General features: G+C 56.7%; 19 protein-coding genes. 16 read left to right on the top strand and 3 right to left on the bottom strand.

Annotation, left to right across the window (positions count from 1 at the left end; all coding sequences use genetic code 11):
* Positions 1–140 precede the first annotated feature (140 nt).
* The 4 genes from AC5LBQ_RS04640 (at position 141) to rpsI (ending at position 4,490) form a co-directional block, all read left to right on the top strand.
* Complete coding sequence (locus AC5LBQ_RS04640; RefSeq protein WP_295027074.1) at positions 141–1,661, top strand: methyl-accepting chemotaxis protein; 1,521 nt, start codon at positions 141–143, stop codon at positions 1,659–1,661.
* Positions 1,658–3,286 (top strand): methyl-accepting chemotaxis protein, encoded by a 1,629-nt coding sequence (locus AC5LBQ_RS04635; protein ID WP_493264763.1) that lies wholly within the window; start codon positions 1,658–1,660, stop codon positions 3,284–3,286. Before AC5LBQ_RS04640 ends, AC5LBQ_RS04635 begins: the two co-directional genes overlap by 4 nt.
* Before the next feature lie 236 nt (positions 3,287–3,522).
* Complete coding sequence (gene rplM, locus AC5LBQ_RS04630) at positions 3,523–3,966, top strand: 50S ribosomal protein L13 (protein WP_282922057.1); 444 nt, start codon at positions 3,523–3,525, stop codon at positions 3,964–3,966.
* A 29-nt stretch (positions 3,967–3,995) separates the two neighbouring features.
* Complete coding sequence (gene rpsI, locus AC5LBQ_RS04625) at positions 3,996–4,490, top strand: 30S ribosomal protein S9 (RefSeq protein ID WP_282922056.1); 495 nt, start codon at positions 3,996–3,998, stop codon at positions 4,488–4,490.
* A gap of 282 nt (positions 4,491–4,772) precedes the next feature.
* Here rpsI and AC5LBQ_RS04620 read toward each other — a convergent pair whose 3' ends face one another.
* A complete protein-coding gene (locus AC5LBQ_RS04620) occupies positions 4,773–7,445 on the bottom strand; it encodes a C69 family dipeptidase (protein WP_493264762.1) in 2,673 nt (890 codons plus the stop codon).
* Positions 7,446–7,675: 230 nt separating this feature from the next.
* On the opposite strand from AC5LBQ_RS04620, the gene glmM reads away from it, so the two are divergent.
* The 3 genes from glmM to AC5LBQ_RS04605 are packed head-to-tail and all read left to right on the top strand — an operon-like array spanning position 7,676 to position 11,927.
* The gene (gene glmM, locus AC5LBQ_RS04615; RefSeq protein ID WP_298633912.1) at positions 7,676–9,130 is read left to right on the top strand and encodes a phosphoglucosamine mutase; all 1,455 of its coding nucleotides are present in this window, start codon (positions 7,676–7,678) and stop codon (positions 9,128–9,130) included.
* Positions 9,131–9,155: 25 nt separating this feature from the next.
* Positions 9,156–11,168, top strand: coding sequence for a glutamine--fructose-6-phosphate transaminase (isomerizing) (gene glmS, locus AC5LBQ_RS04610; RefSeq protein ID WP_493264761.1), 2,013 nt, complete (start codon positions 9,156–9,158; stop codon positions 11,166–11,168).
* 15 nt (positions 11,169–11,183) lie between these two features.
* The gene (locus tag AC5LBQ_RS04605; protein ID WP_493264760.1) at positions 11,184–11,927 is read left to right on the top strand and encodes a DedA family protein; all 744 of its coding nucleotides are present in this window, start codon (positions 11,184–11,186) and stop codon (positions 11,925–11,927) included.
* Between the two features lie 39 nt (positions 11,928–11,966).
* Here AC5LBQ_RS04605 and coaA read toward each other — a convergent pair whose 3' ends face one another.
* Positions 11,967–13,061, bottom strand: a complete 1,095-nt coding sequence (coaA, locus tag AC5LBQ_RS04600) for a type I pantothenate kinase (RefSeq protein ID WP_493264759.1) — start codon at positions 13,059–13,061, stop codon at positions 11,967–11,969.
* Positions 13,058–14,227 carry a hypothetical protein gene (locus AC5LBQ_RS04595; RefSeq protein WP_307741942.1) on the bottom strand — a complete coding sequence of 390 codons (1,170 nt, stop codon included), beginning with the start codon at positions 14,225–14,227 and terminating at the stop codon, positions 13,058–13,060. Before AC5LBQ_RS04595 ends, coaA begins: the two co-directional genes overlap by 4 nt.
* Before the next feature lie 145 nt (positions 14,228–14,372).
* Here AC5LBQ_RS04595 and AC5LBQ_RS04590 point away from each other — a divergent pair, with 145 nt between their 5' ends.
* The 9 genes from AC5LBQ_RS04590 to AC5LBQ_RS04550 all read left to right on the top strand — a co-directional run.
* Entirely contained in the window at positions 14,373–15,938 is a 1,566-nt protein-coding gene (locus AC5LBQ_RS04590; protein WP_493264758.1) for a bifunctional ADP-dependent NAD(P)H-hydrate dehydratase/NAD(P)H-hydrate epimerase, read from the top strand.
* A 65-nt stretch (positions 15,939–16,003) separates the two neighbouring features.
* Entirely contained in the window at positions 16,004–17,332 is a 1,329-nt protein-coding gene (alr, locus tag AC5LBQ_RS04585) for an alanine racemase (RefSeq protein ID WP_297345950.1), read from the top strand.
* A 44-nt stretch (positions 17,333–17,376) separates the two neighbouring features.
* Positions 17,377–17,988, top strand: coding sequence for a tRNA (adenosine(37)-N6)-threonylcarbamoyltransferase complex ATPase subunit type 1 TsaE (tsaE, locus tag AC5LBQ_RS04580; protein ID WP_493264757.1), 612 nt, complete (start codon positions 17,377–17,379; stop codon positions 17,986–17,988).
* A 20-nt stretch (positions 17,989–18,008) separates the two neighbouring features.
* Positions 18,009–19,133 carry a hypothetical protein gene (locus AC5LBQ_RS04575; protein WP_297345952.1) on the top strand — a complete coding sequence of 375 codons (1,125 nt, stop codon included), beginning with the start codon at positions 18,009–18,011 and terminating at the stop codon, positions 19,131–19,133.
* A 10-nt stretch (positions 19,134–19,143) separates the two neighbouring features.
* Positions 19,144–19,869: a tRNA (adenosine(37)-N6)-threonylcarbamoyltransferase complex dimerization subunit type 1 TsaB gene (tsaB, locus tag AC5LBQ_RS04570; RefSeq protein ID WP_493264756.1), complete on the top strand. Its 726-nt coding sequence runs from the start codon at positions 19,144–19,146 to the stop codon at positions 19,867–19,869.
* A 25-nt stretch (positions 19,870–19,894) separates the two neighbouring features.
* Entirely contained in the window at positions 19,895–20,407 is a 513-nt protein-coding gene (locus AC5LBQ_RS04565; protein WP_493264755.1) for a GNAT family N-acetyltransferase, read from the top strand.
* Between the two features lie 187 nt (positions 20,408–20,594).
* Positions 20,595–21,377 carry a succinate dehydrogenase cytochrome b subunit gene (locus AC5LBQ_RS04560; RefSeq protein ID WP_493264754.1) on the top strand — a complete coding sequence of 261 codons (783 nt, stop codon included), beginning with the start codon at positions 20,595–20,597 and terminating at the stop codon, positions 21,375–21,377.
* Positions 21,378–21,395: 18 nt separating this feature from the next.
* On the top strand, positions 21,396–23,369 hold the full coding sequence (locus AC5LBQ_RS04555; protein ID WP_493264753.1) for a fumarate reductase/succinate dehydrogenase flavoprotein subunit: 1,974 nt from the start codon (positions 21,396–21,398) through the stop codon (positions 23,367–23,369).
* Positions 23,366–23,861 (top strand): succinate dehydrogenase/fumarate reductase iron-sulfur subunit (locus AC5LBQ_RS04550; protein WP_493264752.1); only part of this gene is annotated, 496 nt, incomplete at its 3' end. The genes AC5LBQ_RS04555 and AC5LBQ_RS04550, both read left to right, overlap by 4 nt.

Below are 23,861 nucleotides of genomic sequence, written 5' to 3'. Positions count from 1 at the left end.
GCGGCAGTGAGACACTCGCCTCGCTCTGCCCAATACCCGGAGGGTAGGCCAGAACCAAGCCGGCTTGCGTACCGCAGCCGTTTGTTTTGAAAACGCAGAATGTCCCTGCCACACCTTGTAGAATGAACTAAGGAGGCGTCATGGTCAAGGCGGGCTTATCTATTTCAAAGAAGTTGCTGTCAATCGGCGGAATTTGTTTCCTGGTCACTCTTGCCGTAGTGGCGATTACGTGGGGGTCAGCGGTAGCGACCCAGAGGAGAGTCTCTACCTACGCCCAGACTGCCGCGGTTTCCCGCGAGTTTTCTGCTATGTCTCAACAGTTCCAGGAGGTCAGACAAGCTGGCTTCAGCGCTGCCCTCGGCGTTGCGAATGACGACAAGTATCACCAGGCCACCCAAGATTTCACCACTCAGCTCACAAAATTGCAGGGGGCCTCGCTGGATTCTCAGCAGCGGGAAATTGTTTCCCGCATCCAGGATTTGGCCGCCCAGATTCCCGTTAACGCGGACGGTGTTACACTGGCCAGCCTCAGCACAGAGATGGAAAGCCAGTTGGAATCTCTGAGAAATTCCTTGACTGACAAACATGAGTCTGACGTTGCCGAACTGAACACCATCACTTCCATAAACTCCAATATCGGTTTAGCGGTGAGCTTGGTTGGTTTAGTGGTGGTATTGCTGGTTTCCGTGTTGGTGTCCCTGTCCATTTCTCGCTCCGCCAAGGAAATCAGCAAGGGTCTGAACCGCCTGTCCGCGAAAGACTTTACCTACCAGGTACGACAGGTTTCTCGCGACGAGATTGGCGCGATGTCTGTGCTGTTGAATGACTCGGTTAAGAACCTGGGCGCTTTGTTGAGTGGAATATCTAGTACTGCCACGGAAACGACGGCAGGCGCCGAAGGGCTGCGAGAAAAGAGCCAAGACGTCGCCGCGAAAGCGAGTGCTGCTAAAGACACAGTAGCTTCGGTCGCTGGTAACGCCAGGGAAGTCAGTACCCAGATTGGTGATGTGGCCGCTTCCACCGAACAGATGCGCAGTGCCGTCACCGAGATTTCAACTAATGCCGCAACAGCCGCGAAATCAGCCGCGCAGGCCACCACTTTGACCGCGCAGGCTAATGATGTCATGGGTGAACTGGATAAGGCTTCCGAAGCAATCAGTTCGGTCATTGAAACTATCAAAATGGTGGCAGAACAAACTAACCTTTTGGCGCTAAACGCTACCATCGAGGCTTCTCGTGCCGGAGAAGCTGGGAGAGGCTTCGCGGTGGTGGCCTCCGAGGTGAAAGATTTGGCTTTGGGTACCAAGTCTGCCGCTGTTGAAGTGTCTGAAAGCATCACCAAGATTCAGTCTGATACTCAAGCGGCGATGGAGGCCATTACCGAGATAACCGGCATTATCTCAAACATTAATGACTATCAATCCACCGTGGCGGCAGCTATTGAAGAACAAACTGCAACCATTTCCTCTATGGCCCAAACCGTGACGGAAGTGTCAGACGATTCCGCACAAGTTACAGATAACCTGTACCGTATTGAAGCCAAGACGGAAGAAACAGTTGAGGAGTTGCAGGAAGCTAGCCAAGACATGGTGCTCAGCGCCCAGGAATTCGAAGCGCTCCAAAAGACATTGTCCCAGTTCAAGTGGGTGAATGAAGCATGACGAGATCGCAAAGCAGCCAAGGCAAGAACATGAAATCTCAGCTGCGCCTGAATGTACTGACAAAAGTATTGCTGATGGGGATTGTGGGAATCCTGGGCATCGCCTCGTTCGTGATTTGTTCCGCTATAACTGACGATATTTATTATGGGAAGGTTCGCGGCTATCAGGATTTAATCCTGGTTTCAGACCAGGTCAGTGCCGTTTCCGAACTGGTCAGGCAGAGCCAATCCGATTACATCCAAAACGAGTTTGCCAGCCATAATCCCACCCAGAATCTGGAACCCCAGCCGATTGCAGAGACCATCAAGCAGGCTATATCCGACTTGAACACCGCTCAAGACATTTTCGCTCAGTCCGGTTTGCGTGATGAGCAGTTGCAGAAACAATTTGCGCAGGCAGTGTCCAGCCTGGAGTCCTATCGGCAAACAGTTGAGGAAACCAGCAACAGCGGCGGGGCTCCAGACGAATCAATCATCGCCGCGACCTTGTCCGAATTAGATGCCCTGCAGAACTCGGTGTCCTCCTTCAGCGACACGGTTTTGCAGCAAACTAAAGGTTTGGTTGGAAAAAACGTCGTTATTCACGTCATCGACATTGTTGTAGCCATCCTGGTGGTGGCCTTCATCTTGCACCGGGTGCGCCGGGGCATTGTCGATTCCGTCAATAAACTACAATCTTCGCTTCTGGCGTTACGAAATGGTGATTTGACCCCGCGACTGACCTCGAATTCAAACGATGAAGTTGCGGACATGCTCCGAGCCTTGGCTTACTCGCAAGATGAGTTAACCAATGTTTTAAGCGAAGGGCAAACCTTGGCAGCTAAGACTGCCGCGCAAACCAATCGGGTGGTTCAAGCCGCTTCTACGGCTGCTTCAAACGCCGCGGAAACGGTGGAATTAGCGAAATCGACGGCTGAGTCTCTCAACGGTATTGCCGCACACCTGCAAACTGTAGCCAGCGGGTCTGAGGAAATGAACGCCGCCATCGCGGAGATTTCAGCCAGCTCCGCGGAGGCTTCCCGCACTGCCAACGAGGCCACCGAAGTCTCCCGCAATACCCAGGAAACGATATTGCGACTGCAGGACTCCACCCAGAAGGTTGAGACCGTTATCGGTACGGTGACCAGCATTGCTTCTCAAACGAACCTGCTGGCCCTGAACGCCACTATTGAAGCCGCCCGAGCTGGCGAATCAGGAAAGGACTTTGCGGTGGTCGCCAGCGAGGTCAAGGATTTAGCTGCGGAAACTGCCAAGGCAACGAACCAGATTGTGGCGATGATTGATGACGTCCAGGAAAAAACTCAGCAAGCGGTCGCTGCAATCGAGGAAATTGCTGGAGTAATTTTGCAAGTCAATGACTTCCAGACCACCATTTCGGCCGCAGTTGAGGAACAGAACGCCGTCACGCGTAATATAGCGGAGGCAATTTCTAGCGCGGCGAATGACTCGGGTGTCGTCCTGGAGAACCTGGAGAATTATTGCGTGAATGTCACCAAGGCTCAGTCTGATGTTAATGAACTTTCCGAAGACGCGGATTCCCTCTCCAAGCAGGTGACTGTGTTAACCGGGGATCTGTCCAAGCTCAAGACTCGCCCTTCGGCGGACGCGGCGCCTGAACACAACTAGGGCGGCTCGGTCCTGAGCGCCGCCAGACACGTGCAAGTGAAGAGCGGCTACTCAAGCCCTCACCGTGCAGGAGTCCTATTTTTGACCTTCGCGGGCGAAATCGCTAGTATTAAACGGTTGTATGCCCTCGAGTTGGTGACCATTCCCACTCATACTGCTGTCATCCCGGGGCACACGCAAACTTTCATCATCACAAAAGTGATGAGACCGACGATTAAGAATTGAAGGCTAGAGAAGTGCGTACTTATTCACCCAAGGCTGGTGACGTTGACGCGAAGTGGCACGTAGTAGATGCTGACGGCATCGTGCTGGGACGTTTGGCTTCCCAGGTGGCTACCTTGCTGCGCGGCAAGCACAAGCCGACCTTCGCTCCCAACTTTGATAACGGAGACTATGTCATCGTTATCAACGCGGAAAAGGTCGTGTTGACCGGCAACAAATGGACTGAAAAGACTGCCTACCACCACTCGGGTTTCCCCGGTGGCTTGAAGGCAACCTCTTACCAGGAAATGCGGGAAAAACAACCCGAAAAGATCATCGAGAAGGCAGTTAAGGGAATGATGCCTCATAACCGCCTCTCCAAACAGCAATTGACGAAGCTGAAGGTTTACGCCGGACCGGAGCATCCGCACGCCGGCCAGAACCCGGAAGTTTTTGAACTCACGCAAATCGCGCAATAAACGCGGTTCGCAAAACCTCAAGGAGTATCGTGGCGAAGACCACTACAGAAATCGAAGAGCTGGAGGATGTCCCCAGCGAATACACCACCGAGACTCCGGCGGCCCAGGATGAACCGGGTCGTGGGAATTCTCGCATTGACAAAGGCATGGGGCTGGGGCGCCGTAAAGAAGCCGTAGCCCGCGTGCGTTTGGTTCCGGGTAACGGCAATTGGACTATCAACGGTCGTACCTTGGAAGATTACTTCCCGAACAAGTTGCACCAGCAATTGGTCATGGCACCTTTCGTGCTGTTGGACTTGCAGGGGCGTTTCGACGTCAAGGCTCGCATTGATGGCGGCGGTATTTCCGGCCAGGCCGGTGCGCTGCGCTTGGGCGTGTCCCGCGCGCTGAACGAAATCGATCGTGACGCTAACCGTCCCGCGCTTAAGAAAGCCGGCTTCCTGACCCGCGACGCTCGCGCCGTGGAACGCAAGAAGGCTGGTCTTAAGAAGGCTCGCAAGGCGCCGCAGTACTCGAAGCGTTAATCGCTGCCTGCGACAAAGTTTAGTGGAACCCGGGAATACCCGGGTTCCACTAAATTCGGATTCATTTAGGTGACCAAAGTTTCGGGTGTGATTTGGTCGCGAGCGATTTTGGTGGAACTCCAACAATCCCGATTATCGCTAGTCACACAAATGGGTTGGGAATACTATTCGCAAAATGCAGCCGGGGCACACCAATACGGTGACCCCGGCTGCATTTATTTGTTTATGCGGATAACTGAGCGACATTGTCTCAGTGATAACAACGCCTCGATAATCCGTGCTCTAGTTCAAAATCCCCTGCATCTGTGCGCGAAGGGACTGACTGAGGGGAGCGGGACCACCGACAAAAATCGCCTGTTTGATGGACTTCGTCGCCTGGATGTACTGGACCACGGATGGGTCAAGTTTATCCGGACTTGAAAGTACCAACGGCAAATTGAGACTCTGGGCGAGCGGTGCAGCAACCAAAGCATCGGCCGGATCTATGCCGCTGGCCACAATGGCTTGCCGTGGCTCAGAGATATTCCCCGCCAGCGCGGCGCTGACTTGGAATTGATTCTGAGAAGTCAGCCGAGAGGACTTCACTCCTGTCAATTCATCCAGTTTCGATTGCACCGCAGTGGACACATCGGTCTCGTTTCCTACGATGACGACTTGCTTCACTTTATTCAGGCGTTTGATTTGCTCAGATATTTCTCGCGGAACTTCTTGGCTGGAAACCAGGAATACGGGAGCGTTGAGATTCTTCGCGAAGGACACTGCGTTTACTGCGGTAATACTGTTTTGTCCCGGTGCAATCACGATAGCGTTTGTATCCGGAGAAAACTCATTTGCGGATTGCGCGTTCACTGCATAACGACTCGATCCTTCAATCCGCGTCACCTGTGCCGAAGGTAGCAGCGTGCGCACAGTCTGTTGCACAGCATTGCTGACCGCTCCGGTTCCGCCGACCAGGACAACTGTCTGCGGGTGCAATCGAGCGAGTTCGGTTTGAGTCACTTCGTCGAGACCGGTTCCGTGGGTGTAGAGAATTGGGGCTTTCCCTTGTGAGAGATTCGCTGCACTGATGGCATCGCTGGGAGAGTGGGAATTCACAATGAAGGCTGTCTTAGCATTCGTAAAGAACGACTTGGACAGATTGGCTGCCACGGCTTGGCGATTTTTACCGCTGTAGCGGCCTACGGTGGTGGAGTATTTCCAAACATATACGTCACCTTGTAAAGTCGCCCGTACAGGTTGACCGTCCAGAGTAAGACCAGGATTCTTTTCGTAAGTGGCTTTCCTGATGGTGATGTCAAAAGGTACGCCGGCCGGTACTCCCACAGGCTCCCCATAGGCATCAACTATGGTAAGGGCTTTCGATTTGGAATCAAAACTGAGCTTCCAGACGGTATCCGTGACTCCAGCCGGAACTGTGAGACGGAATTCCCCTCCTGATAAGCCTGCTTTACGTACCCGCTCCGATGAGGAGGTATAACCGTCTTGGAACAGCTTAGTCCGCAATTCAGTTTGTACCGATTGCATAGCCGCAAAAGCCTTGGAGGCGGCTTTGGTGTTCCACGCGGTGCGCGCTGACGCTCCCTCGTCGCTCATTTTCGTCGCAGTCAGAATCTCTTTTTGAACTGGCGAGAGTTTGGCATTGACTATGGGTTGATACTTAGAGCGATTCGTCTCGACCATGTGCAAAATATCCATCGCGGTCCAGTAAACCGAGTTAGAAGTGTACTCATTCGACGTATTCATTGCCGGGGAAAAACCGGTAGTCTGATCCAAATAGTACGGCACGTACGGAGAGGTGAGCGTGGATCCCAGAGCTAAATATTCTACGCTAGGGAAACTATCCGTAGCAGTAGTCGGAATTTGGAAAACATGAGCCTCCATCACATTACGGTTACCGATAGGATAGTAACCTTTCTCACCGGTGTCATTCCCAGGAAGATTTCCGAGATTGCCAAAACGGTTGCGCGTAGCGTCCATAACCATTTCTAGTGAGATGCTCTTTTTTTCGGCGCTTTGCAGGAAGGGGAAGGCGGTTCCATTTGGGTCAACTTGGGCGCTGGGGTTCAGAGTCTTGATTCCTGAGGCAGAACGAGAGGCGTTACGCGGACCTACCTCTGGATCAGCGTAAGATTCCCGCGCCTCAATATAATTCCGAGCTGCGTCCCCCTTGAAAGTTCCGGCCGCCTGAGCGGTGCTGAACAGACCTTTTGAAAAGATGTAATTGCCGTCTTGGGAGACAACATAGTTATTGGTAGTTTCCCCTGGGGTCAAAGTGACGCCATTAATCCAGAAGGTATTGGGGAAGACGGAGAACTTGTCTTTCGGGTAACGCATGGCGAGGAATTGGTGTCCGGTGTAAATCTCCATGTACCACAGGTCGCTCTTGCTGGCTACTACCAGGGAATTACCTTCCGCTGCCCCTTTCGTTGCCAGTTCGTCAGCAATAAATCTCACCGCGTTTTCCGGGGTGTCGCAAGTGGCCAAAACAACCGTGGGGAGGATAGCCTCCGTCAGGCCAACACGGCTACCATCTTCCCCGTCCAAAAGTGGATCTTGAGCCAAAACAGCTTCGTTGGCGCTTGCAGAAACGGTCATATCGACCATTAGTCCTTTTTCGTTAAAACCAGCTTCATCAAAAATTCCGTATTCGGGAGTGGTGTCATTAACTCCGTTATACCTATATGAAGGATTTGCAAATGTAAATTGATAGCCAGCATCAGTTCCGTAGGAAACATCCTCTATAGTTTGTCCTGGCTGAAAATATCCGGCCTCGTGAATAACATATGCCTTATTATGGTTAATCTCCAGGTCCTCTGTACGACCAAAGTAGAAACTTCCATCAGTAGTCAGTTCGGGTCCGACAATAATCCCGGTACAAGCAAATGCAGCCGTGGGAGTTCCGATTCCCAGTGCAAGAGCAAGTAGAGAGCATATGGCTATGCGCTTTTTATGCATATTTATTCTCCTTTGAATAAGTGAATGCGAGTTCATACATATTAGCGTGTAATTGCAATTTATGATTGCATCCGCTATTGTACCCGGGGTTGCGCAGTTTTTTCGGGTTTCCACACTTTCAGTGACCCAATCATCTCGAGCCGGAGTCCCCCCGCGGGTCGGTGGTGTGGCGGTTGCTCGCGGGCGTGGAATAATGGGAAAGGTTTTTATGGTTCAACAGGAGGCAGTAGATGACCCAACGTTTATTCGGTACTGACGGAGTTCGCGGACTTGCCAACGAAGACATCACCGCGGAACTGGCTTTGAACTTGGGAGTGGCTGCGGCTCGCCTGGTGGTAGAAGAAAAAATTATGGCCACCGGTCAGATGCCCATCGTGAGAGATTTGTTGAAAGAGCAGCGCGAATCGGCGATGACGGAATCACGCACCGGGATTAAACGTCCCCGCCTGATCCCAGAGGAACCCGCCAAGCCGCGAGCCATCATTGGCCGCGATACACGTGTTTCGGGACAATTCCTGGATCACGCCCTAGCGGCGGGACTGTCCAGCGCCGGCATGGACGTGACCAGGGTCGGGGTCATTCCGACTCCAGGCGTCGCCTATCTCACGGAATCCCAAGACATCGAGTTGGGCGTGGTCATCAGCGCATCGCACAACCCGATGCAAGACAACGGCATCAAGTTTTTTGCCCGCGGCGGTTACAAACTGCCTGACGAAATGGAGGACCGGGTCCAAGCCATGCTGGGCCAGAACTGGGAACGGCCGCTCGGTTCCGGGGTCGGAGACGTGGTGGCCAACGGTAAAGCCGCCGACGACGCCTATGTCAATCACCTGGTAGACACGGTTCCGGTATCTTTGCACGGGCTGAAAATCGTAGTGGACTGCGCCAACGGGGCGGCTTCAGAAATCGGTCCGCGGGCGCTACGCGAAGCCGGCGCGGACGTCGTGGTGATTAACGCCTCTCCCGATGGGCGCAACATCAACCTGAACTGCGGTTCGACCCACCCCAAGCAGCTGAAATCCATGGTGGTAGCCGCCGGGGCGGACTTCGGGGTGGCGTTTGACGGTGACGCGGACCGCTGCCTGGCAGTGGACGGTGTCGGCAACCTGGTTGATGGTGACCAAATCATGGGGATGCTGGCCTTGGATATGCATCGGGCAGGAATATTGACTGAGGACACCCTGGTGCTGACCGTGATGAGTAATCTCGGGCTGCGTTTAGCGATGCAGCAGGCGGGCATCAAGACCCCCACCACCGCGGTAGGGGACCGCTACGTATTGGAGGAAATGCGCGCTCACGGCTACATTTTGGGCGGGGAACAGTCCGGACACGTTATCAATGCCCGCTACGCCACCACCGGCGACGGTATCCTCACCGCTCTGCAGGTAGCGGCGACTGTGGCCTCCCACCAAGCCCCTCTGAGCGAACTTGTGTCGCCTATCCAAAAGCTGCCCCAAACCCTGATTAATGTGCCCGGAGTGGACAAGACCCGCGTGGACGACCCGCGCTTGGCCCAGGATGTCGCGCAGGCGGAAGCGCGCCTGGGGGAGACGGGCCGGGTTCTGTTGCGTTCTTCCGGTACGGAACCTCTGGTTCGGGTCATGGTAGAAGCCGCAACTCAGGAACAGGCCGATGCGGAGGCTCAAACCCTCGCTAACCGAGTGCAGGAACTATTAGCGCTGTAAAAACGCGCCGCGAAAGCGAGGAAATGTGTGTGGAATTGTCGGTGCTGTCGGGTCCCAGAGCGCCAAGGTAGCTGAGGAAACTGTCCTGGAGGGGCTGTCCCGCCTGGAATACCGCGGCTATGATTCAGCCGGAATCGCGGTGGTTGACGCGACCAGCGTGAGCCCCGAAATTAAGGTTGAAAAGGAAGTTGGAAAACTTTCCGAACTGCGCAAAACTTTAGAAAAGCGCCCTTTACCCAACGCCACCACCGCGGTTGGGCACACCCGTTGGGCCACGCATGGGGGCGTCACTCGTGACAATGCCCACCCCCACCTGTCTTATGACGGAAAACTGGTGCTGATACACAACGGCATCATCGAGAACGCGGAACCTTACCGCGCCCACCTGGAAACCCTGGGCATCAAATGCGTCAGCGAAACCGATACCGAGGTGGTCGCTCACCTGCTGGAGCGCGCATACTTGGCCGAACCGGGCGGAAACTCTGCCGAAAGCGCTGGCGAACAGCCGATTACCCCCGGTACTATTCCCTTGCACAGCCTGGATCCGAACCTGAGCTGCGCGGCAGGAGCGACCCGATTGGCGCGGGCGATGCTGAAGGTCTCCAGAGATTTGGAAGGCTCGTTCACCCTGTTAGTGGAGCACGCGGACGCTCCAGGGGTGATTGTGGCAGCGCGGCGGTCGTCTCCGCTGGTACTGGGGTTGTCACAAGGGACGAACTTCCTCGGTTCTGACGTATTGGCTTTCGCGGCGCGTACGAAACAGGCACTGGAAGTCGGTCAGGATGAAGTCGTGGTCGTGACCCCGGCCGGAGTGCTGGTTATGGACCAGCAGGGCAACGAAATCCTGCACACGCAAGGCCTGGAAGTCATCGCCCAGGATCCCGCCCAGAGCAAACGGGCTTTTGAAGTCGATTTCGCGACCGACCGCGTCACCAAAGAAGGCTTCGACACCTTTATGGAAAAGGAAATCCGGGAACAGCCCCGGGCGGTGGGGGACACCATTGCGGGACGGCTGGACGCCGCCGAGGCACTGACCTTGGACGAACTGCGGATTGAAGCCGAAGTGTTTCGTTCCATCACTTCGGTGATCATTGTGGCTTGCGGTACGGCCTCGTATGCCGGGCAGGTGGCCCGCTACGCTATTGAACACTGGTGCCGGATTCCGTGTGAGGTCGAACTGGCACATGAGTTTCGTTACCGGGACCCGGTGGTGAGCCGGCGCACCCTGGTGGTGGCGATATCGCAGTCCGGGGAAACCATGGACACGATTATGGCCATCCGTCACGCCCGCGAACAAGGGGCGCGGGTCCTGGCCATCGTGAACACGCCCGGCTCTACGATTTCTCGCGAGGCCGACGCGGTACTGTTGACCCACGCCGGACCGGAAATCGCGGTGGCCTCCACCAAGGCGTTCACGGCCCAGATTGCGGCGTGCTACCTGTTAGGTTTGTACCTGGCTCAGGTCCGCGGCAACAAATATGCCGACGAAATCGAGGATTACCTGGAAAAACTTGGTCAGATGCCGGCGCGAATGCAAACTGTCTTGGACCGTTATGCCGGCTCGGCTGACTTAGGCGCTAACCTTGACGACATCAATTCGGTTATCTTCCTGGGGCGTCATGTCGGATTCCCGGTGGCACTGGAAGGGGCGCTGAAACTGAAAGAAATCGCCTATCTGCATGCCGAAGGCTTCGCGGCCGGGGAACTGAAGCACGGTCCTATCGCCCTGGTAGAGTCCGGGCAGCCGGTTGTTATTATTGTTCCCACTCCGCGTCGACCCGAGTTGCATCGCAAAGTCGTGTCCAATATCGAAGAAGTCCGGGCGCGTGGGGCCGTGACTCTGGTGGTGGCCGAAGATGGGGACGACTCCGTAAACGAGTTTGCGGATGTGGTGTGGCGGGTGCCTCCCACTCCCACCTTGATGCGTCCTCTGGTGGACGTGATTCCGTTGCAGCTGTTGGCTTTGCGGATGGCGGGACACCTGGGATACGACGTGGACCAGCCGCGTAACCTGGCCAAGTCGGTCACGGTGGAATAGAGCCTTGCGGGCAATATGCTGACCCCGGCGCTTCCTGACGCGGTTTCCGCCCTGTCCCTGCTGCTCACAGCGGGCGGGGATGGCGGTTGGGTGCCGGTTTCGCAAACCATCACGGAATGGATTCACAGCTTTGCCGGTTCCCCTCTGGCTTTGCTGGTTTTAGCGGGTCTGTGCTTTACGGATGCTTTTTTCCCGCCGGTGCCCGCCGAGTCAATCGTCATCGGATTAACCTCGTGGTATTTCGCCTCTCCCGGCCACGTGGTTGCGCTACCCGGCATTTTTCTGTGTGCCGTCATCGGAGCGACCTTGGGTGATTCCTTCGCCTTCTTCCTGGGGACACGTATTCATATGCAGCGCATCAAATCGTGGCGGGACGGGAAGGGCGAACAGGCTTTCGAACGAACCGCGAAACTTTTGCACAAGCGCGGCACGTCCTTCATCTTTGCGGCGCGTTTTGTGCCCGGCGGGCGAGTGGCGGTCAATATGTGCGCCGGAGCGACCGGTTTTCCTTACAGCCGTTTCATACGTACCGACCTGGCTGCCGTAATCTGTTGGGTGTTCTACGGAATGTCTATCGGTTTTGCTTCTGGGAGTATCCTGGGGCCAATTCATCCGCTCTTAGCGACCCTGGTAGGGATGGTCGGGGGAGTAGTCCTCAGTCTCTTGCTGGACCGTTTGGTCGCCCGTTTGCAGCGGCGGTTTCAGTCGGGTCGCTCCGATTCACCAGAAGAATCGACCGGTAGCGAATCGGAGGAGTGAACGGAACGTCCTGGTGAGGCCGGCGAAGTGGGACGGAGCCTAAATCTTTCGCAGGTGCAGGCGGTGCACGCGGTGGTCAGGGTCTTTCTCGAGGATGAGGGTGGCACGAGAACGGGTCGGAGCCACGTTTTCTTGGAGGTTTTTCAGGTTAACTTCACGCCAAATTTGGCGGGCATGAGATTCTGCCTGTTCATCAGTCCAGGCGGCAATCTCACGGAAGAAAGAGTCGGGTTGTTTGAAAGCGGTCGTGCGTAACTGTCGGAAACGTGACAGATACCACTGCTCGATGTCCGCGGGGCGGGCGTGCAAATAGATGGAGAAATCAAAGAAATCCGACACTGCCAAGGAATTTTTGCTCCCGTTGGCAATCAAAGGCGGGGCTAACACGTTCAGCCCCTCCAAGATGAGGACGTCCGGGGCGCAAACCATCTGGGTCTTACCGGGCACAATATCGTAGGTGACGTGCGAATATACCGGGGCGGCTACCTCGGGAGCCCCAGATTTTACCGCTGCCAGAAAACGCAGCAGTCCACGACGGTCGTACGACTCAGGAAAACCCTTGCGGTTCATGATTCCGCGCGCCACCAGCTCAGCATTGGGGTACAGAAATCCGTCCGTTGTGACCAAATCAACCCGCGGAGTGCCTGGCCAACGGCTCATTAACTCGCGCAACAGCCGAGCCAGAGAGGACTTTCCCACAGCTACCGAACCGGCCACCCCAATCACAAAGGGAGTGTGCTGAACCGCGGATTCGCCTAAGAAATCAGCGCGCCGGGAGCGAATCTTGGTCGTTCCAGCGGCATAAATCTGAAGCAGGGCGGTCAAAGGACGATAAATCGCGTCTACTTCAGCCAAGTCGATAGGGTCGCCCAAAGCGCGCAAACGCTCCACGTCAGCCTGGGTCAGCGGCAGAGGAGTCTGATCCGACAGGGCCGACCACTGTTCCCTGGTGAACATGACGAAAGGCGAGGCGGTCTCCTCGAGACCTGGGGAAACCTGATGCGGACGGGCGGCCATAATCTCTCGCATCGCCGAACCGTACTGACTATCACGCAGTTTCTCTTGCGTGCCGTGAGGATCCGTCAGGAATTCCTCCATCAACTCGGTGGTGGGAGCGCCGAAATTGTCCCTCATGACTTTTTGACCACCGACCCCAAGCACAAACTGCCATCCTTGTCGCGGAAAAAGTACGCGGAAGGTTCTTCTAACTGCGAGTGTGCCGCTCGGATATACATGGGGTAGGTGTTTTTTACTGCATAGAGGTGAATGGACTCGGAGCGTAAATCCTGCAAAGTCTTGAAAGTGTCGTCGTCCAGGCGTCCTTCTTCGTTATAGCGCAGTTTCCGGGCCGCCTCCGGAGTGTATTTCGTGATGCCTGGCGGAGGGCTCCATTTCTCGCACAAGGTCGGGTAGTTTTCTTCCGAGTCGGCACCATTGAATGGATAGCTGGAACGAGCCATAATGCGTGCCAGCAGGTAAGACACGTCCTCCGGGGTGACCGAATCCATTTTGCCGCCATAAATTGCCGTTGGGCAGGAATACCGGGCACCTAACTGGCTCCAGCTGGCTCGCACCTCCACGCTGGAGTCTGTCCAAGACACGCCCTCATCGGTAGCTTTCGGGGTTTGCGACAAGGCGTGCAACAGAGCCTTTTGGGCGGGCGGAGTCGTGTAACGGTCGGTAAACACTTCCGGGGTAATCAGCCAGCAACTGCGCTGCATAGCGCCGAAATTTCCGCCCTGTAAATCCTTAAAGAAAGCCTGCATTCCGGTGAACTGTACCGGGTCGCCAGACTCGATGGTATCTTTCTTAAGGTTCGCTGCAGCGGAACGGTTGGGCGTCGGGGTCTGTTTCTGGGCGCGGTTCGGGGTGGCCCGGGTAGTCACCTCGGAAACGTTGTTGAATGATTTGGGATACTTGAGGTCTTGAACACCCTCGAGATTGAGCGCTGCCGAGTGAAAATCGGGAGTTTCTGAATTCTGCGCGGTGGTGTCCGTCTGCGAGGGCGAATCGGGGTTTTCTGCGGAGGTCGATTTCTCCTGACCCATTCTCAAAGTGGAGTTGGTACGGAAATCGGGGCCGGTGACTTCCACGAGAAGCGCGGATGAAAACTTTTCGGCAGATTGAGAGCGACTCGTCTCAGAGGGATCCTGATTAGGCATAGCGGCAATTTGCGGCGCGACGATAAATAGCGTCACCAGCACCAGGGCAATCCCCGCGCCAGCCAGCAGAAACATCCCTGCGACGAGGCGCTTTGGGGTGGAAAGAAGCCACAGCTGGAGGCTGTCCTTTTTTGACATGGCTACCTTTCATGAACACAGTGACCCCGCTTTAGAGGCATCGGGATTTCCTGGCTTTAAGATTACCTAGTTTTCCTGCCGGTTGAAAACCGCAAGCGCAATCTAAGTCTCTGACTCAATGCCAATTTTCGTCTAGGCTGAAATCGTGATTTGGGGATATGCGCCGGATTTGATTGCACAAACGGAAAAACCTCTGGTCGCGCAGGCTGACCGAGAGCAAGGCGCGGACGCGCTGATGCGACGGGCTGCCTACGCGCTGGCTCATCACACGCACCGAGCCTTGTCCGGAGCTGAGGCAGACATTACCGTGTCATCGGTTCCCCGGGGACGCCGGCGTATTTTGGTTTTGGTCGGAGCTGGTAACAACGGTGGCGATGGCCTGTACGGGGCGGCGTATCTGCGGCGGCGCGGCTATCCGGTCGCGGTCCTGCCGACCTCGAAACATATTCACGAGCGCGGTGCGGCGGCCGCGCGACAAGCCGGGGTGGAGTTTTGGCCCAGTGTGCTGCCCGAGACAGTTGGGGAGGCTCTGCACGCGCTACAGGCGTGGAAACCGGTTGCCATTATTGATGCGATTATCGGGATTGGAGCCCGTCCCCCCCTGCGAGAACCCGCGTTATCCCTGGTCCGGGGCATCAGCGAGTGGCTCAGCCAATGGCCGGAGGGGTCAGTGCCCCTGGTGGTGGCCTGTGATCATCCCTCGGGCCTGGATCTGTACCGCGGCGCTGATTTGGGTCCGAATCAAGAACCGCTGCCAGCTGACCTGACCGTGACGATGGGGGCGGCGAAAACTGGAATGTTGGTCGGTCCCGGTGCGCTCACGATAGGCTGCCTGCAGGTTCAGGACATCGGACTGCCCCAGCAGACAATGCAGCCCGATGTCGGTCTGATCGAACGCGCTGACGTGCGCGAACTGTGGCCTTGGCCGCACTTTGCGGATCACAAATATTCACGCGGAGTTTTGGGCGTAATGGCTGGATCCGCGCGCTATCCCGGAGCGGGAGTCTTGGTTACCGCTGCCGCCTTGAATGCGGGGGAGTCTTTCCTACGCTACCTCGGTGAACCCTCGGTGCAGTCGGTAGTGATACAGGCTTGCCCGGAAGTCGTACTGGGAGAAGGCCGGTGCCAAGCCCGCATTATCGGTCCCGGTTTTGCGGCGGGCTCGCCGCAGCATCGCGAACAAATGCTCGACGCTTGGCGTCGGCGCGACCCCGGCGAATTGGTGATTCTCGATGCCGGCGCGCTGGGACTGATTGGGACGGAAATCCAACCTGACGCAAACTGCCTGCTGACACCTCATGCCGGGGAGGCGGTTGCGTTGGCCGCCCAGCTCGGTCAGGAAACCACCCGGGAAACCATCGATGCCAATCCTTATGACTGGGCCTCACAGCTTGCTGCGGATACGCACGCCACTGTTCTTTTGAAAGGACCCACCACCACTATTGCCAATCCGGAAGGTCAGGTTTATTCCCTGACTCACGGCACCCGAGACTTGGCGACGGCGGGTTCCGGGGACGTGCTGGCAGGAATTCTGGGGTATGTTTTCGCCGCGGCGAATGCCCGCACCGAAACCACTGGAGAATCTTTGGATTTGGGGAAATTGGCGGCTGTTGCGGCCTGGCTGCACGCCGAAGCGGGCCGTTTAGCCGCGCCCACCCCTCGTGCCACCGCCATTATCCAGGCGATTCCCCGGGCTTTGGCGGGGCTATAAACTATCCCGGTCCCACTAAACGTGACAAACTAGGAAGTGCGAAAACAATTTTGTAAAGGAAGATTATGACCAACGTGGATGTTCCCCAATGGCCGGTACGTGCTGTGGTGAATCTCAGTGCATATCAGGAAAATCTCGCCCAGATGCGTCGTTTTGCCCCGAACTGTCAACAAATGGCAATCGTGAAAGCTAATGCTTACGGACACGGTATCGAGCGCATGGCGCTGGCAGCACTCGGTGCCGGTGCGGAATGGTTGGGCGTCGCCAAAGCCAGCGAGGCTTTCCAGCTGCGCAAATACCTAGACAAGCAAGGCGTTGCGCGTGACCATCTGGTCGACACGCCCACTTCGGCCATGATGCGTTCGCGTCTGTATCAGACCGCCGCGATGGGACTGCCCACCGCCGCGCGCCCCCGCATACTGACCTGGCTCTACACCCCGCAAACGGATTTGCAACAGGTCGTGAAAGCGGAAATCGACATTTCTGTCTCTACCTTGGACCAGCTGGATCAGGTTTCGCGTGCCTGCGACGTGGCCGGACTGCGCTGCCGGGTACACCTGAAAGTCGATACAGGACTGTGCCGAGCCGGAGCCACTGATCAAGATTTTCCGGTGCTGTGCAAGCTGGCACGGGCTCGGGAACGTGCCGGGCTCATTGAAGTCAGTGCTATCTGGTCACATTTGGCGCGCGCGGATGAAGACACGGCCGCTGCGGAGACTTTCACCAAGTCGCAGCTGAGGACCTTCGACTGGGCTTGGGGGGTTGCCCAAGAGGCGGGTTTGCGCCCGAGATTGCGCCACATCGCTGCTACCGCGGGAATCATTTGGTATCCCGAGAGCCACTATGACCTGGTCAGGGTGGGAATTTCGGGATATGGGCTGAGTCCGAATCCCGAAATTGCGTCGTCGTGGCAGCTGGGAGTACGTCCGGTGATGCGACTGGAAACGAACGTGGTTCAGGTTAAAAGGGTTGAGAAAGGCGCTGCGGTTTCTTACGGCGGTGAATGGGTGGCACCGGGGCCACGCTGGTTGGCTCTGCTGCCGATTGGATACGCCGACGGCTTGCATCGCTTGGCAAAGAATCGCGGTGAAACCTGGATTAAAGGCCGGCGCGCGCCGATTGTCGGGCGGGTTCCGATGGATCAGATCGTGGTTGATTTGGGTCCGGCTGTGGACGATTCCGGCATCCCTGTTCCTTGTCCGGTCGAGCCGGGGGAGCTGGCGATTATTTTTGGCGATGCCAAGGACCGCTTGTTCGGGGGGATTCCAGGAGTTCCCTCGCTTCCGACCGCCGACGACTGGGCAGAGTGGACCGATACCATCAACTATGAAGTCATTACCGGTATTTCCCCCAACGTGCCGCGGGTTTATGTTGAGGACCAGCCAGACCGCTGAGCCTCGAGCTAACGTAAGGGCTGTTGAATAACTGAGGAGGAACGATGAGCCGCGAGGGGAACCTTTTGCTGGAAGTCGAAACGAGGTCCGCTGACGATACCCGTCTGTTGGGCCAAGCCCTGGTCCCATTTCTGCAAGCCGGCGATTTGGTGATTCTGGAAGGTGAGCTGGGCGCTGGAAAAACCACTTTGACCCAAGGTATCGGCGCCGGTTTGCGCGTCAACCAGCGGGTTACCTCTCCAACCTTCATCATTGCCCGCAGTCACACGAAATCCCCCGATGTGCCGGGACCGAACTTGGTTCATGTGGATGCCTATCGTCTGATGGGCGGGGACGATGTGGAAACTCTGGATTTGGAATCGGCGCTAGAGACCGCGGTGGTGGTGGTCGAATGGGGTACTGACAAGGTGGAGGGGCTCAGTGCTCACTGCCTGAAGCTGTCCTTGTGCCGTCCAGAGAGCGCTGCTGCTCCCGTTACGGGAACTATCGTGGACCTGCCCGATGATACGACCTGTCAAGTTGTCTTTCGCAGTCTGGAAGGGGATTGGGATCTGTCAGGTTTGGTGCAGCAGTGGGAGGCTTTGCGTGCGCAGGCAGATGCAAGTGTGAAATCCGGTGTTGCCCCAGACGCTTGCCAGCCCGGGGCGGATTTGTAAATAGGCTGATAGGAAAGCCGATGCCGAAAGTTTTTCAGGTGCGCCGCGGGTACAAGGCCTTTCTGGGCTGGGTCCTCGTCCTGCTGAGCGCGGCGGTGATGAGTTTCGCGTCGCCCAGTGTTGGGCAAGCCGCCCCCGGGCCCACTCACCCGACTGATACCACGGACGAGGTTGTTACCGGGAGTGTTCCAGGTGCGTTGGGACAGCTGCCGCGAAGCGCCAAGAGTGACCTCCCTGACGATGTCCGCGTTTGGTTTAACACCAAGGCCGCCGCTTTCGGACAATCATTGCGGGAATACCTCCCGGATAGTGTAAAGGTTCCCCCGGAAGCCCCGATTGAGGTGGGAACTCCGACCCAGGTAGTGACTTGGTCTGCTCGGATGCTGCGCGGCACCTACAATCCAGACAGTGCGGTCACACCGATTGACATGTGGGTCGCCCCGGTGAGCATCGATGATCGAGAACTTGGGGTAGTGGTCTATGTCTCGGACGAAAAAGACCTTTATCCCCTTTCTCCCCCAGCGCACGTAGAGACTTTGGCTCCGAAAGCTACCGCGGGGGTACCTGAACCCACCTCGAACTCGCGAGACAATAACTCGCTGGTTGCGGGCGGGTATGTTCCGGAACCGAAAAATTCTCACCTGCCCGTCCGGTCGGAGGCTCCCGGCGCCAGCTATGTGCTGCCTGATTTAGCTCATGCTTTGCTGGCAACGTCGCCGGATTCTGCCCGTTCCAGCCGTCCCGTTTATGACCCAATCGTTCGTGGCTGGTTTATTTTGAACGAGGAACGTTTGCTGCCGGTATCTAATGCAGCGCGTGCCCGCGTTGTCGGAGAGGTGACTTTGGTGCAGGTGCAAGAAGCGGTGCAGTCCTGGTGGGGAACTGTCAGCCCCACCCCCACGCCGACTGTGGAAACCCTGCCAACCAACAACAACACCTTGGTGTGGGTGGTCATCCTCGCTGTTGCCATTGTCGGTGTCGCGCTGTTGGTGGTGTGGTTGACTTTCCGTTGGCAATCCCGCACGGAAGATGTCGCTGAAGTGCTCTCCCTGCCTGACCCGGAACTCATTATGGTGCCGACTTCTGCCCCGACTTCCGCGATTCCGACTTTAGCGGTGAACGGTTCTGAGGGCGAAGCGCATTAGGATTGTCCCTGTGAGTTACCTGTTTATCGATACCTGTGCCGGGGCGGGGGTTGCCCTGGTGAATTCCGAGAAGCCCAGCGATGTGCTGGTGAAGGTGAATCCTGACGGAAAAGCCCAAGTGGAAGCCCTTTCGTCCCTGGTTACTGACGTGGTTCGAGAAGGCGGCAGACCGCAAAAAATTGTGGTTTCGCGAGGACCTGCCCCGTTTACCGGGCTGCGGGTTGGCTTGGTTACGGCTCGGACCTTAGGTTTTGCCTGGGATATCCCGGTGGTCGGGGTGGATGAGCTGCTCCTCCAGGCGCAGGCTGCCGCTCAGGTGCTTTCTGGCGCTGACTGTCCAGCTCAGACTCAGGGGCAGACGCCGCGTTGGATAGTGTCCCTGATGGATGCCCGCCGCCACGAAGTCTATGCCGGGCTGTTCAAACCCGGTTTGACGGACGGACGCTTGACGCAATGCGGGACCGATTGGGTTGGTCCTGCCTCCCTTCTGGAGGGCGTCGCCCAAGGGTGGGACCGCGACTTTGCGGGGTTTGCCGACGAAGGGGTTTTCCTGGTCGGCAACGCTGCCACCCAGGTCACGGGTCAGACCGTGGAGGTACGTTTTGCGGACCTGGCGAGGGCGGCGAACTCCCTGGTGAACGGGGCGGACGGAGACGCGGAGGGACAACGGGAACTGGCTTCACTGAGTACCGAGCCGCAGTATCTGCGCCGGCCGGATATCCAACAAAAGCCATAGCTAGCGTTGAATTCACTGGTGAACCATGATCCGTGACGGTTCGATTGAGGATGCGGCAGACCTGGAACACGCCGAACAGGAGTGCTTCGCATCTGACGCGTGGGACCGGGAATCCTTGGCGTCTCTGCTGGCGCAGCCAGATATCAGCTTTCGATTGAGTTTCGGCGAATCTGAGGAATTCGTGGCATGGGCCGTGTGGGGTTTTGGGGAAATGAGCATTCCTGTCGGCGACCTTCCTCCTGCTGAGCGTAACCAAGCGGTTACTTCCACGGATCGGGGGGACAGGCTGATACGGGTTCTCTCACTGGCGACTCGACCGGCTTGGCGGGGAAAAGGCTACGCCAGGCAGCTGCTGACAGACGGCCTACGCCGCGGACGCGCCCGGGGCTATGCGGGAGCAGTGTTGGAGGTCCGGTCCAGTAACACGGCAGCCCAAGCTCTCTATGGGAGTCAAGGTTTCCAGATGTGGGCGCGGTTGCCGTTCTGGTTTCGAGAACCAACCGAGAACGGCCTAATCATGGTGAAAATGTTTTTCTAACTCCAATGTTTCGTAAAAATTATGACCCCGTTGGACACGCGCGAGCCCACACCCCGGGATAAATAGGGACTTTCGGCCTGAGTAACCAGGTAAATGCGCAGTTCGAGACCCTATCCGGGGAAGTGAAATGAAACCCTTAATCCAATTCAGCCAAGTCGTGCTCAGAAAATCTTATAGGCTCGACTCCGTGGCCAATACAACACTTACTACAGATAACAAAGCAATCAAGACCACCGTTATCATCAAACAAGCCATGGCAATCACTGGCGTGTTTTTTGTGGGGTTCGTGATTTTGCATGCCTACGGGAACCTAAAGGTGTTCCTCGGGGCAACCGTTTACAACGATTATGCGCTGCATTTGCGCACATTCCTCATGCCCATACTGCCCTATGAAGGGCTGTTGTGGATTCTCAGGGTTTTGCTGATAGTTTTCGCCCTGGTGCACATTATTTCCGCTATCGCCCTGTGGCGTCGAGCCAGCTTAGCGCGCGGTTCTCGCTACATGGTTAAGAAGTCGCTAGCGACGGCTTACGCGGGACGCACCGTCAGGTGGGGCGGCATCATCCTGTTGCTGTTTGCGATTTTTCACCTGTCTCACTTCACCATGAAGTTTGTCAAGGTCGGCGATGCGGCCGCCTACGCTTCCCACCAGGTCTTTCTGGATCCGGCGGGCAATGTCGTTGATGCCGCTGGGCCGGGGATTATCTCCGTAATGGAAGGCAATCCCTACGCCATGATGTTTACGACTTTCTCGAATTGGTGGATGGTGCTGGTTTACGCCATCGCGGTGGGGGCGCTGTGCCTACACATTTCCCACGGCGTGTGGTCTGCACTACAAACCATTGGCTGGTTGCGTCGCAACACCCAGTATGCAGTTCAGATTATTTCGGGCCTGGTTGGCCTGCTGGTGTTCGCAATGTTCCTGGCTCCGCCGGTGGCTATTCTCGCCGGAATGCCGATGCTGGCGTAAGGAAGGTAAGGAAAGATAATGACTGAACTGATTGACGGTTACTACACCGAAGGCGAAAAAATCGCCGATACTAGGGCGCCGATGGATGTTCCTATCGCCGAGCGCTGGTCTACCCGCAAGTTCCGCGGCGGTCTGGTGAACCCCACTAACCGACGCAAGCTGCATATCATTGTGGTCGGCACCGGTCTGGCCGGGGGCGCTGCGGCTGCCTCCTTAGGCGAGCTTGGCTACCACGTTGACGCGTTTTTCTATCAAGACACAGCCCGCCGGGCGCACTCGATTGCCGCCCAAGGCGGTATCAACGCCGCTAAGGGCTACCGCAACGACAATGACTCCGTATTCCGCTTGTTCTACGACACGGTCAAGGGCGGCGACTACCGCAGCCGAGAAAATAACGTCTACCGTCTGGCGGAAGTCTCTGCCGACATCATCGACCAATGCGTCGCCCAAGGCGTACCTTTCGCCCGCGAATACGGCGGTTTATTGGACAATCGTTCCTTTGGTGGCGTGCAGGTGGCGCGAACCTTCTATGCGCGTGGCCAGACAGGTCAGCAGCTGCTGATTGGCGCCTACCAGGCTCTGAGCCGCCAGGTTAAAGCCGGCACGGTCATATCGCACGAGCGCCACGAAATGATGGATCTCATCATCAAGGACGGCAAGGCGCGCGGTATCGTGACCCGTGACCTCACAACCGGCAAGGTTGAAACGTGGATTGCTGACGCGGTGGTCTTGGCCAGCGGTGGCTACGGTAACGTGTTCTTCCTGTCCACCAACGCGATGGGTTGCAACGTTTCTGCGGCGTGGAAGGCTTTCAAGCACGGCGCCTATATGGCTAACCCCTGCTACACCCAAATCCACCCGACCTGCATTCCGCAGCATGGCAACTTCCAGTCCAAGCTGACGCTCATGAGTGAGTCGCTGCGTAATGACGGCCGGATTTGGGTACCGAAGAAAGCGGAGGACTGCACCAAGGATCCTCGTGAAATCCCCGAGGACGATCGCGACTACTACCTGGAGCGTATCTACCCCTCCTTCGGCAACCTGGTGCCCCGTGATATCGCGTCCCGTCAGGCCAAGAACATGTGTGACGAAGGCCGTGGCGTCGGACCGAAGATTAACGGCGTGGCTCGTGGCGTCTACTTGGACTTCAGCGAGGCTATCGAGCGCATGGGTCGGGATAAGGTTTCGGAAAAGTACGGCAACCTTTTCGATATGTACCAGCGCATTACCGGAGACAATCCTTACGAAGTGCCAATGCGTATCTACCCCGCCGTGCACTACACGATGGGCGGCTTGTGGGTCGATTACGACCTGATGAGCAACATCGAAGGCCTGTACGTGGCGGGCGAGGCAAACTTCTCGGACCACGGCGCGAACCGCTTGGGCGCCTCCGCTTTGATGCAAGGTTTGTCTGACGGCTACTTCGTGTTGCCGGCCACGATTTCGGACTACCTGTCTCACGGCGCTATGCCGAAGTTGAGCCAGGATAATCCTGCCGTTCAGGAAGCTCTGGAGCGTGTGAACAGCAAGGTGGATCGTTTGATGGCGATTCAAGGCACTCAGTCGGTCGATTCTTTCCACAAGCGCCTGGGCCACATTATGTGGGAAAAGTGCGGCATGGAACGTACCGATGCGGGCTTGCGTGAAGCTATCACAGAGATTCGTGAGTTGCGCGAGGAGTTCTGGAAGGACTTGCGCATTCCCGGACGTGCCGATGAACTGAACCAGTCTCTGGAAAAGGCCTGCCGCGTGGCGGACTTCCTGGAACTTGGTGAGCTCATGTGTATTGATGCCCTGCACCGCAAGGAATCCTGTGGTGGTCACTTCCGTGCTGAATCCCAAACGGAGGAAGGCGAAGCGCTGCGTCACGATGACGAGTTCCTTTATGTGGCGGCTTGGCAATATGGCGGCTCCGAGGGGGCTGCGCCAATCCTGCACAAAGAGGACCTCATTTACAAAGATATCCAGCTGAAGCAACGGAGTTACAAGTGAACATTACATTACGAGTTTGGCGTCAAAAGGGCCCGTCCGACAAGGGCGCGCTCCATGAATATCACCTTACCGACATATCCGAGGACGCTTCCTTCCTGGAGATGCTGGATATCCTCAACGAGCAGCTATTCGCTCAAGGTGAGGAACCAGTTGCCTTCGATTCGGACTGTCGTGAGGGTATCTGCGGGATGTGCGGTATCGTCATCAACGGCGTGCCCCACGGCCCGCACAAGAACCGCACCACCACCTGCCAGTTGCACATGCGCACCTTCAAGGATGGCGACACGATTACGGTAGAGCCGTACCGTTCGCGGGCTTTCCCGATTCTGCGCGATTTGGTGGTCAGCCGTGAAGCGCTGGATCACATTATCCAAGCCGGTGGTTACATCTCGGTCAATACGGGTTCCGCTCCCGATGCGCACTCGGTGCCGGTTCCCAAGCCCAATGCGGACCGTGCCTTCGAGGCTGCCGTTTGCATCGGCTGTGGCGCTT

This window comes from Mobiluncus sp. (assembly GCF_985070215.1).
This window is presented reverse-complemented; position numbering and strand designations above follow the sequence as displayed.

What these genes read in the sequence shown, in the direction of transcription:
- AC5LBQ_RS04640 (WP_295027074.1), top strand. Translation starts at nt 141, where the DNA reads ATGGTCAAGGCGGGCTTATCTATTTCAAAGAAGTTGCTGTCAATCGGC.
- AC5LBQ_RS04635 (WP_493264763.1), top strand. Translation starts at nt 1,658, where the DNA reads ATGACGAGATCGCAAAGCAGCCAAGGCAAGAACATGAAATCTCAGCTG.
- AC5LBQ_RS04620 (WP_493264762.1), bottom strand. Translation starts at nt 7,445, where the DNA reads ATGCATAAAAAGCGCATAGCCATATGCTCTCTACTTGCTCTTGCACTG.
- glmM (WP_298633912.1), top strand. Translation starts at nt 7,676, where the DNA reads ATGACCCAACGTTTATTCGGTACTGACGGAGTTCGCGGACTTGCCAAC.
- AC5LBQ_RS04605 (WP_493264760.1), top strand. Translation starts at nt 11,184, where the DNA reads ATGCTGACCCCGGCGCTTCCTGACGCGGTTTCCGCCCTGTCCCTGCTG.
- coaA (WP_493264759.1), bottom strand. Translation starts at nt 13,061, where the DNA reads ATGAGGGACAATTTCGGCGCTCCCACCACCGAGTTGATGGAGGAATTC.
- AC5LBQ_RS04595 (WP_307741942.1), bottom strand. Translation starts at nt 14,227, where the DNA reads ATGTCAAAAAAGGACAGCCTCCAGCTGTGGCTTCTTTCCACCCCAAAG.
- alr (WP_297345950.1), top strand. Translation starts at nt 16,004, where the DNA reads ATGACCAACGTGGATGTTCCCCAATGGCCGGTACGTGCTGTGGTGAAT.
- tsaE (WP_493264757.1), top strand. Translation starts at nt 17,377, where the DNA reads ATGAGCCGCGAGGGGAACCTTTTGCTGGAAGTCGAAACGAGGTCCGCT.
- AC5LBQ_RS04575 (WP_297345952.1), top strand. Translation starts at nt 18,009, where the DNA reads ATGCCGAAAGTTTTTCAGGTGCGCCGCGGGTACAAGGCCTTTCTGGGC.
- AC5LBQ_RS04565 (WP_493264755.1), top strand. Translation starts at nt 19,895, where the DNA reads ATGATCCGTGACGGTTCGATTGAGGATGCGGCAGACCTGGAACACGCC.
- AC5LBQ_RS04555 (WP_493264753.1), top strand. Translation starts at nt 21,396, where the DNA reads ATGACTGAACTGATTGACGGTTACTACACCGAAGGCGAAAAAATCGCC.